Raw genomic sequence first — 10,058 nt, 5'->3', positions numbered from 1 at the left:
CCGTATTTATTGGTTGTGATATTCCAATCATGCTGATTGGCAATGTACCATTCAATTAATGGAATTAGGTAATCCGTTCGAATATTGTTTTCTGACATGAATTTTGCATAGAAAATTTCATCTCTTGCCAGGCATTTTGCTACATAGGTTGTGTCCCACCAAAAGTCATTTAGAACCTGTTTGAATTTTTGTTCTGTAGGTTTTTTAATAATGGAAACCTGATGAGTAGGTTCTTTCATCTCTTTCGTTATTCCGTTTTTATCAATCAATACTTTATAACCAATGTCCCAGTCTTCACATAATTCATTTTGATTTACTTCTTCTAAAAAACACGGAATACTATACAGTTTGAAGTCCACTTTTACATAGTCGTCGTACAGTACCATTTTCATTGCGTACTTATCATCGAAATAGCTTTCATTTTCCTCAATCATTGCAATGGGATTTCCGAAATGATTTACCCAGTCATTGCTGGATATGTATTTGCTATTATCGTCAAAAACAAGCTCAATATCTAAATCACTGAATTCATCAACGGGTGCTAAAGGATTTACAAGGGAACTTGTGAGCAAAACTGTTTTTATGTCTTTATTGCCTTTGGCCCAATCAATAATAGTTTCTAATTTTTCTTTTCTTAATTCTATTGATGGCTTATTTTCCATAACGATCCTTCATTTTTATCTTTTAAATCTAATTCTATTTTCATTTATTTCTTCTCTTCTGCCTTCAAGTTCAACTCAATTACGCCGACGGAATTGGCAAGAACCTAAGAACAGTCTGTTTTTTAGTACTGCTCGGGTATAGGGGTTCAAGACGATTTAGATAATGGCAATTTCTTTTAATAAAATTAGGATATCCTAATTTTTTGCTGCTTGTCCTTTCTGAAATTAGGTGTAATTAATTAAACCTAATATTTAAAAATGATGATGAAACATCTAAAATCAATGCTCGCATTCGCCATAGTGGTGGGTGTTTGTTCGGCTTTTACTTTTAAAAGCGAAGGATCCAGTAAAAGCAGGTTTGCTTCGGTGGTTTATGTGTACAACCTGGGAGATTCTTCGGGTGCGAGGAATGCGACCAATTGGACACAGTTACCTGGCAGTGGTTCTGGTCCGGCTTGTGGTACACCTGGTGATGTGCCATGCAAAGTTGTGATAGACAGTTCTGTGTATCCAACATTACAGAGTTATTTTGATTCGCAGCATTTTGCATCTGATAATGACGTGGCTTACGGGACGGGCGTAATCAGGAAGCAAGGTAACTAGTTTTCTTTTTTATTTCTGGAATGGACCCGTAGAGCTTTTCTCTACGGGTTTTTTTGTATCTATACATAAATATATAATGATATTTATATATAAAGAGTTCAGAATGGACCTAGGGTGTCGCTATAACAAACGGCGAAATGAAGCGTATGTGAAACGCATATGAAACGCACCTTGTTCGGGATTTTTGCTTTCATGTGCGTTTGATGTGCGGCTGGGGTATTAGATTTTCAGCCGCTTGTTGTAGCCACTTGTTAGCATCTTCCCTAAGTCTGAATCATTCAATTTTTTTTCACCTTAAAAGCAAATAAAATGGCAAGAATACCAAGGGGCATTATGGGCCCGATCATTGGAAAATTAGGTCCGTTAGTAGGGGCCACCTGGAAAGAGAAATCCTATGTAAGGGCGCGTCCGTCTAAGACTAAAAAGAAAGGAACTAAATCTCCGGCTAAGCATGCTGCAGAACAAACTTTTAGATTTATGCATTTGTGGCTGGTTCCTTTTCATGATTATATCATGATTGGTTTCATGAACGTGGCCAGGGAAATGACCCAGATCAATGCGGCATTTTCCAGAAACTTCAAGGCAGCATTAACTGGTGTTTATCCGGATTTAGGTATTGATTATTCCAAAGTTGTCATCAGCACAGGAGATTTGCCGGGCCTCCGGATCCTGCAGTGTCATATTGAAAATGGTGTTTTAGAAGTGAGCTGGGAGGACCATCAATTTGATAAAGCCTGGTATGATGATCAGGTAATGTTGGTTATTTATGAAGCTTCAGCACATGTAACAGATGGTTTTGTAGGCAGGGCTAGCCGTTCTGATGGTCAATTTAAATTTCCATTGAAAGATGACCTGGTGGGTAAAACCCTGCACGTCTATATAGGAATGGTTTCGCTCAACCGGGAACTGATTTCTGAAAGCCAATACTTAGGCACGGTCCAATCTTAAACGCTCAAATAATGCTCTGCCATGCACATTCACATTTCTACATTAAGAACACTGGTTACAGGGTTTTTAAATCCTGATCGTCTGAAGGAAATCACTCCTGCATGCAGGAGTTACTGGACGGAACAATTGCCTGTTATCAGAGAACAACTGTTCGAAGAAATGCGGCTGGAGGTTTTCAGTGCAGTAAATGACCGGGTGATAGAACGGCATATACAACAGGTTCAAAAGGATTGTATAGAGATGATGAATGTGCTGCAGGGCTATACAGTGCATGGGGTTGAAGAAGGGCTGTATCAGGAAGTGTTTTCCTGTTTGGAGCAGATATTAAGGCATATTGAAAAACACCATTCCCGTTTTTTTGATTTGAATGCGGAATTACCCAATGGGTACTTCCGCATTTCTGTGGAAGACATTGCGCAGAAAATCAAGTTGCTCAAAGCCTTATTTAAAAAGCATAGGCTAGAGAATGAACTGCAGCAGGGCTTGTTGCATTGCGCTACTTCTTTTATAAGGCAGGAAGCCTGTACTTACCAGGAACTGCTTTATCTGAAAGACCTGATCGAGTCTGTATTGCTGCTGCAGTATGAGGAAATTACTTTTGAAGAGGCGCTAAAAGAACATCTGCTGTATTATCGTTTTAACCATCCTGAGTTTTGGAAGTATTATTCCAGGAAAATTGAGTCTGAACTCAGCCTTTTGTATGACCAGCAAGAGAAATACGAGCGTTTGTGCTTATATGAAAAGCAGCTTAAAGCACAGCAGGAGCGGAGTTGTGCAAACTTTATTCCGGTAAAAGAGAGCATTAAAACCATGTTACTCGATTTTGTAAAAGCTGAACTCAAATTTTTACAGCGGAAACAAATGAGTTTCTTCTCTGCAGGAGATCATAGGCAGCTGGAGCGTAAAGTAAACACCTACAGAATGAAAGTTTCTCTATCTGTGGATGGGCTGGCCTATCTCATCCGCTTAATGGTAGAGGCTGGGGTGATTCTTTCCGGATCCAGAAGCGAATTACTGGAGTTTATTTCAAGGCATTTGCAAACACCCGGAATCGGAGCCGGGCATCTATCGGTGAAAAGTTTGAACAATAAATACAAGCAGGTGGTGCAGAGTACCATTAATGCCGTTAGAGCAGCGCTGATGCGCATGTTGAAGATATTAGATGGGAAGATTGCCTAGATTCCTGGTGTCTGTCCTTGTAGCCTTGGAAATACCATATGATGAAACCATCATGAGCAAACCATTGAAGATATGTAACGGTGGTAAAAAAGAACGAAGCATAGGGACGGGCTCGAACCGTCGTAAAAGGTTTTGCTGACCTCCGCCTTACCACTCAGCCACCCAGCTTCGCACTTATGTATTTAATAATTAATTCCACCCACCACCCAGTGACCGATACAGATAGATTACTGCGTCGAGCTGTGCCTTTTTAATAGCTGCCAGTTCCAGTTCGCCGTTCAGTACATTGCTTTGTGCGGTGATCACTTCCAGATAATTGGCCCGGCCATTTTTAAATAACAGCCCGGCATTACTTGTTGCGGTTTGCAGTTTATTAACCCGCTCAACGGCGATTGCTTGTTGCTGATCTAGTTTATCAATACTGACCAAGGCATCTGACACTTCTTGGTAAGCCACTAACACAGACTGGCGAAACTGCAATACGGCTTGTTCCCGATGGACCTTAGCGACATTATATTGTGTTCTCAGTTCTCTTTTTTGTAGTAAGGGCTGTGTTAAACTGCCCATTACTGTACCGAACAATGAAGCAGGTAAATTGAACCAGTTACTGGCTTTAAGAGCGTTTACACCACCCGTAGCCGAAATGGTCACTGACGGATACATATTAGCCCGTGCCAAACCGATGCGTGCGCTGGCGGCCTGCAATTCTAATTCACTACTTTTGACATCCGGCCGACGACTTAACATTTCGGAAGGTAGCCCGGCACTTAACTGCGCAGATATTGTTAATTCATTTAGTGAACCCGAACGCGTAATAGCCTGTGGTGTTATGCCCACTAAAACACTGATGGCATTTTCCTGGATATTAAGCTGTTGCTCCAATTTGGGGATCAGCTGTGCCGCTGCCAACCGTTGTGCTTCTTCTTGCTGTACCGCTAATGAGGTTACTTGAGCGGCTTCGTATTGCAATTTGAGGATGTGCAGGGTACTGTCGGTCAGTGCAAGATTCTTTTTAGCAATTTCCATTTGCTTGTCCAGCATCAGCAAGTTGTAATAACCGTTAGCTATAGAAGCGATCAGTGTTGTCTGGATAGCTTTACGTGCTTCCTGTGTTTTTAAATAGCCTGCTAAAGCCTCGCGTTTCTGGTTTTTTACTTTGCCCCAGATATCCGCCTCCCAGGAAACATTAAGAGCGCCGGTATAATTGTCCAGGTTTCTAGTCCCCAGGAACTGACCGGCAGTTAAACCGTTCAGGCTATTTTCGGCAGGGATGCTGTTGCTGGAGCTAACTGAAATACCGACTACAGGCACTAAACCCATTTTGGCTTTTTTGAATAGCTCATTAGCAGCTTCGATGTTTTTGACAGCCACCTGGAGATCATTGTTTTTAATTAAAGCCGTATCGATCAGTGTGGCCAATTCCCGGTTGGTTAAAAACCGTTTCCAAGATAAAGCGGCTATGCTTTCTTTAGTTTCGGTCGTATCGTTACGAAAAACAGTTGGGCTGGTGGCGGTAATGTTCCCCGCATCTTTAGGTACGGCACAACCAGTGGCGACCAGGATTAGCAGCGCCAGGAATACCCGGCCGGCTGCTATGATATTTTTATATGTTTCCATTATCTGAAATTTTAAAGATGATTAATTAAGCTCATGTGCTAATTGCGGCGCAGGAGTATGCTCTTGATGTTTATCTTCCAGCGGTGGTAGCGGTGTTACCTTTTCATGCAGGTATTGAAACACCACGAATAAAACAGGTATAATAAATACACCTAATAATACACCACTGATCATACCCCCGGCAGCACCAGCGCTGATAGAATGGTTACCCGCAGCAGACGGGCCGGTGGCGCGCATCATCGGTAAAATACCTGCTACAAAGGCAATAGAGGTCATGATGATCGGACGCAGACGCGCCTTAGCGGCTTCCATGGCAGCCGTAATAAGGGTTTCACCCGCATGCCTGCGCTGCACGGCAAACTCTACGATCAGGATGGCGTTCTTAGCTAACAGACCGATGAGCATGATAAGGGCCACCTGTACATAGATGTTATTCTCGATACCGGCAATGCCAATAGCCGTAAATACACCGATTACACCTGTTGGAATTGACAGCAACACCGCCAATGGCAGAATATAGCTGTTATACTGAGCTGATAAGAGGAAGTAAACAAATACTAAAGATAGTAGGAACACAAATAACGATTGGCCACCTGATATGATCTCCTCACGGGTAACACCCGAGAACTCATGCGAGTAACCTGCGGGCAACGTTTGTGCAGCCACTTCTTCTACCGCACGGATCGCATCACCTGTACTGTAGCCCGGTTTTGGGTTAGCATTCATCGGGATGGAATTGTACAGGTTATAGCGTGTTACGGTTTCCGGGCCTAATACGGGTTTCAACGTTACCAATGAACTGATCGGAACCATTTCGCTGGTAGTGCTTTTTACGGATACCCCTTCCATTGATGAGGGATTGGCCCGGTCGCCTTTAGCAGCCTGCAGCATCACCCGGTAATATTTACCGAATCGGTTAAAGTCTGATACCTGCTGGCTGCCATAATAGGTCTGCATGGTTTTCACCACCTCATCTACATCTACATTCAGCTGTGCTGCTTTCTGCTCATCGATCACCATTTCCAGTTGCGGATAATCCGCCCGGAAAGAGGTATAGGCTAACGCGATCTCTTTGCGTTTATTTAAAGCAGATAAGAATTTACTGGATACGGCGCTGAACTGATCCAGTCTGCCGCCAGTACGATCCTGCAAGGCGAAATCCAGACCGTCTACGTTCCCAAAACCAGGTACGGTTGGCAGGGTAAACACAATAACAGTAGCGCCTTTAATATCCGCCAAACGTTTTCGCATATCATTCATAATATCATTCAGATCGCTCATTTCGCCACGGTCTTTTTTCGGCACCATAAAGGCTACAGCCGATGATGGACTGGTCGCGCCGGTAAAAATGTTCAGGCCGGCGATCTGGGTCAGGCTCTTCATGACTTTCATCGGTAGCAAACGGTCGTTCACCTCTTTAACCACCTGCTGGGTCCGTTCCTGGGATGATCCCGGCGGCAAGGTGATGGATACTGCGGCAAAGTTCTGGTCCTCGGAAGGGATAAATCCTGTGCGGGTATTATGTACCAGGATACCTGAAACGATAGCCACTATAGCCAGTCCGGATAAGCTTACCCATTTGTGCTCTATCAGCCACTTCAGGCCACTGATGTATTTGTTGGTCACGTTTTCAAAGCCCTTATTAAAGCCGGCAAAGAAGCGTTGTTTGAATGTGGTCTTTTCAATAGGTTCATTATTATGATGGACATTCTTTAAAAACAGGGCCGCCAAGGCAGGGCTTAATGTTAATGCATTAACCGCCGAAATAAAAATGGCGATAGCCAGTGTGAAGGCGAATTGTTTGTAGAAAACACCGGCCGAACCTTTCATAAAACCCACCGGCAGGAACACGGCCGACATGACCAACGTAATAGAAATAATAGCCGGGGTGATCTCGTGCATGGCTGCCAGAGTAGCGGGTTTTGCCGCCATCTTTTTATGCTCCATTTTTGCGTGTACCGCTTCGACTACCACAATGGCATCATCCACCACGATACCGATAGCCAATACCAGCGCGAACAAGGTCAGCAGGTTAATGGAGAACCCAAATACCGACATGAAAAAGAAGGTACCGATGAGCGCGACCGGGACAGCAATCGCCGGGATCAAGGTTGAACGGAAATCCTGTAGAAAGATAAATACCACCAGGAATACGAGGATAAAGGCTTCAACCAAAGTATGGGCCACCTGCTCGATAGATTGATCCAGCATATCTTTAGAATACCAGATCGTTTGCTGTTTTAAACCGGCAGGGAAATTCTTAGCCGATTTTAGCATCAGTTTTTCTACCTGCACCTGGATCTCACGGGCATTGGAATTGGGTAATTGTAAGATCTGGATAGTGATAGCCGGTTTATTTGTAAAATTAGGATCAGCGCCGCTCAGTGTATTGAAAGTGCCGTAGGTATAAGCACCCAGTTCCACTTTAGCTACATCTTTTAAGCGAAGCAAAGAGCCATCGGTATTGGTACGGATGATCATATTTTCATAGGCCAGCGGTTCGCTGTTCTTGCCTTTATATTTAATCACGTATTCAAAGGATACTTTGCTATTCTCGCCAAAGCGACCGGGAGCTGCTTCGAGGTTATGTTTCTGGATGGCTTTAGCTACTTCATCAGGCGCTAAATGGTAAGCGGCCATCTGGCTGGGATTCAGCCACACCCGCATCGAGTAATCTTTGCTGGCGCCAATGATACGCGCTTCACCTACACCGGGGATGCGCTGGATTTCGGGCAGGATATTAATGGTTGCATAATTGGCGATGAAGGTTTTATCAAATACCTTTTCATCCATGCTAAACATATTCACTCCCATGATCAAGCCGTTCTGGGTTTTCTTTGTGGTAATGCCCGCCTGAACTACTTCCGGCGGTAAAAGGCCGGTGGCGGATGATACTCGGTTCTGCACGTTCACTGCCGCCTGGTCTGCATTAGTGCCCAGCTTAAAGTAAACGCTGATCAGCAGGGAACCGTCATTAGTGGCTGATGAACTCATATAGCTCATGTCTTCCACGCCGTTAATGGCTTCTTCCAATGGCGGGATCACCGACCGCAGAATAGTCTCGGCATTAGCGCCGGGGTAGAATGCCTTTACCTGTACGGTTGGCGGGGCGATGTCCGGGAACATCTGTATGGGCAGGCTGGTCAAACCGACCAGGCCCAGGATGACCAGCAGAATGGAAACAACTGTTGCCAGTACCGGTCTTTCTATGAATTTCTTAAACATGATTTCTATTTTTTAAAATGTTTGTGTCAATAGTTTGGAGGGTTTTGCACTTATTAGGCAGTTCTCTCCCGGGAAGCCCTCCAAAACACTTTTTTGGAACACCCCCGCTATCGGTTATTATGTTATTTGATTATTTGTTAAGCAGCGCTACTTTAGCACCATCCTGTAAACCTTCGATGCCTTCCAGGACGATTCGGTCGCCGCTTTTTAATCCGCCGCTGATCAGGAAGTTGTCGCCGGAGCGGCCCGTTACAGTGATCAGTTGTTTATGTACTTTACTGCTATCGCCCAGTGCAAATACAAATACTTTATCCTGTATGGTGGTGGTTGCAGCTTGCGGAACGGCGATCACATTGTTTTGCGTGAAGCGCAGTTTGATCTTGCCGGTATTGCCCGAGCGTAACAAACCATGTGTATTAGGAAAACTGGCCCTGATGGTAATGGCGCCGCTATTCTTATCAAAGCCGCCGTTGACCATATCTATGCGGCCGGGTTCTGAATAAATCTCACCTCCGGCTAAGGTCAACGATACCCCTGTTGCTCTTTTCAACTTTTCCTCGATGGAATTACCGGGCAAGTCATTTTTCAGATCAGCAAACTCCTGTTCACTTAGGGAGAAGTAAGCACGAACCTCTTTGATATTAGCCAGCGTGGTCAGTTCTTTTAGGTCGCTCAGCGAAACCAGGCTCCCTGCTTTTTTATTTAACAGGCCGATATAACCCGCAGCGGGTGCTTTGATCAGCGTATAACCAATATTGATCTGTGCATCAGCTACCAAAGCCTGGGCCTGTTTTACTTTAGCCTCAGTCATGTTGTAATTGGATTGTGCGGTTTGTAGCTGGAGTTCAGATACCACTTTGTTTTGTACCAGCGGTTGCAATTTATTCACTTCTAATTGCGCATTTGCCGCAGCTGCTTTGGCTGCCAGTAATTCGGCGCTAGCATTATTATATTGTTCTTTATAAACCCGGTCATTGATCTTAAATAATGGCTGACCGGCTGCCACATAAGCGCCTTCGTCAACAAAGATCTTTTCCAATATGCCACTTACCTGCGGCCGGATCTCTACTTCAGCTGAACCTTCGATGGTTGTTGGATATTCGTTAATCGTTTCCGCGTTTGAAGCACTTACGGTAGCTACCGGTAAGGAAACGACATTATTCGCTGCCGGTTGTTCGGCCGGCGAACAGGCAGCCAAAAGAGCTACTGTTAAAATGGTGAGGATGGATGTTATTGTTTTCATGATCTTATTTTTTAAATGATTTGTTTTTATTTTCTTGTTTGTTAATCGGGTTAAATGGTCTATCACTGTTAAGCGTTATTCAAAAAAATTAATGAATAATGGAGGCGATGATATTGTTAATGGCTTCGTGCAGTACCATCTGGTTGATCTCTTCTGATTTTCCTTTATTGATCAGGTTGATGGAGATCAAACCGTGTACTACCGACCAAAGCGTAAAATATTTAGTGTTGATGATGTCTTCAGTCGCATTGGTATCGCCTATCAACTCACGGATCACCTCCTTAAATAATCCAGGTATTTGTTCTGCTTTGGCGAAGCCTTCTTTCATGGCGCTACAGCTTACTTCCACACCAAACATGGCCTGGTAAAGCTCTTTTTCAGCAAAAGCAAAGTTCCAGTAGGTAAGCCACATGGCTTCCAGTTGTTTAACCGGGGCGGTATGGTCATTTTTTGCTTTGCCGATAGCAGCAGCAAGTTTGCGGAAGCCGCTGGCCGACAATTCGGCTACCAGCGCATCTTTACCATTAAAGTATTCATATATAATAGGTGCAGTGTAATCTATATCTTCGGCTATCCGGCGC

General features: G+C 44.1%; 8 protein-coding genes. 3 read left to right on the top strand and 5 right to left on the bottom strand.

All coding sequences use genetic code 11. The features are described 5' to 3' along the window. Window positions 1-644: aminoglycoside 6-adenylyltransferase (locus tag DBR11_RS10585; protein WP_108552389.1), on the bottom strand; the 644-nt coding region annotated here is incomplete at its 3' end. Between the two features lie 300 nt (window positions 645-944). Between DBR11_RS10585 and DBR11_RS10580 the strand changes: the two genes are divergently transcribed. The 3 genes from DBR11_RS10580 (at window position 945) to DBR11_RS10570 (ending at window position 3,392) form a co-directional block, all read left to right on the top strand. Then, window positions 945-1,265 (top strand): hypothetical protein, encoded by a 321-nt coding sequence (locus tag DBR11_RS10580; protein WP_108552387.1) that lies wholly within the window; start codon window positions 945-947, stop codon window positions 1,263-1,265. A gap of 309 nt (window positions 1,266-1,574) precedes the next feature. Then, window positions 1,575-2,213 (top strand): DUF6266 family protein, encoded by a 639-nt coding sequence (locus DBR11_RS10575; protein ID WP_108552385.1) that lies wholly within the window; start codon window positions 1,575-1,577, stop codon window positions 2,211-2,213. A gap of 21 nt (window positions 2,214-2,234) precedes the next feature. After that, window positions 2,235-3,392, top strand: coding sequence for a hypothetical protein (locus tag DBR11_RS10570; protein WP_108552383.1), 1,158 nt, complete (start codon window positions 2,235-2,237; stop codon window positions 3,390-3,392). Between the two features lie 189 nt (window positions 3,393-3,581). Here DBR11_RS10570 and DBR11_RS10560 read toward each other — a convergent pair whose 3' ends face one another. The 4 genes from DBR11_RS10560 to DBR11_RS10545 form a co-directional block, all read right to left on the bottom strand. After that, the gene (locus tag DBR11_RS10560) at window positions 3,582-5,009 is read right to left on the bottom strand and encodes an efflux transporter outer membrane subunit (protein ID WP_108552381.1); all 1,428 of its coding nucleotides are present in this window, start codon (window positions 5,007-5,009) and stop codon (window positions 3,582-3,584) included. Window positions 5,010-5,030: 21 nt separating this feature from the next. Next, window positions 5,031-8,234 (bottom strand): efflux RND transporter permease subunit, encoded by a 3,204-nt coding sequence (locus DBR11_RS10555; protein ID WP_108552379.1) that lies wholly within the window; start codon window positions 8,232-8,234, stop codon window positions 5,031-5,033. 130 nt (window positions 8,235-8,364) lie between these two features. Continuing rightward, window positions 8,365-9,477 carry an efflux RND transporter periplasmic adaptor subunit gene (locus DBR11_RS10550; protein WP_108552377.1) on the bottom strand — a complete coding sequence of 371 codons (1,113 nt, stop codon included), beginning with the start codon at window positions 9,475-9,477 and terminating at the stop codon, window positions 8,365-8,367. A gap of 88 nt (window positions 9,478-9,565) precedes the next feature. Beyond that, window positions 9,566-10,058 (bottom strand): TetR/AcrR family transcriptional regulator (locus DBR11_RS10545; protein WP_108552375.1); only part of this gene is annotated, 493 nt, incomplete at its 5' end.

This window comes from Pedobacter sp. HMWF019 (assembly GCF_003061025.1).
Classification (GTDB): domain Bacteria; phylum Bacteroidota; class Bacteroidia; order Sphingobacteriales; family Sphingobacteriaceae; genus Pedobacter.
Note: the sequence above shows the minus strand (reverse complement) of the source record. Positions and strands in the feature narration are given on the sequence as shown.

Excerpts from the sequence above, each read along its gene's own strand:
- DBR11_RS10575 (WP_108552385.1), top strand. The coding sequence starts at position 1,575 with ATGGCAAGAATACCAAGGGGCATTATGGGCCCGATCATTGGAAAATTA.
- DBR11_RS10550 (WP_108552377.1), bottom strand. The coding sequence starts at position 9,477 with ATGAAAACAATAACATCCATCCTCACCATTTTAACAGTAGCTCTTTTG.
- DBR11_RS10580 (WP_108552387.1), top strand. The coding sequence starts at position 945 with ATGCTCGCATTCGCCATAGTGGTGGGTGTTTGTTCGGCTTTTACTTTT.
- DBR11_RS10570 (WP_108552383.1), top strand. The coding sequence starts at position 2,235 with ATGCACATTCACATTTCTACATTAAGAACACTGGTTACAGGGTTTTTA.
- DBR11_RS10560 (WP_108552381.1), bottom strand. The coding sequence starts at position 5,009 with ATGGAAACATATAAAAATATCATAGCAGCCGGCCGGGTATTCCTGGCG.
- DBR11_RS10555 (WP_108552379.1), bottom strand. The coding sequence starts at position 8,234 with ATGTTTAAGAAATTCATAGAAAGACCGGTACTGGCAACAGTTGTTTCC.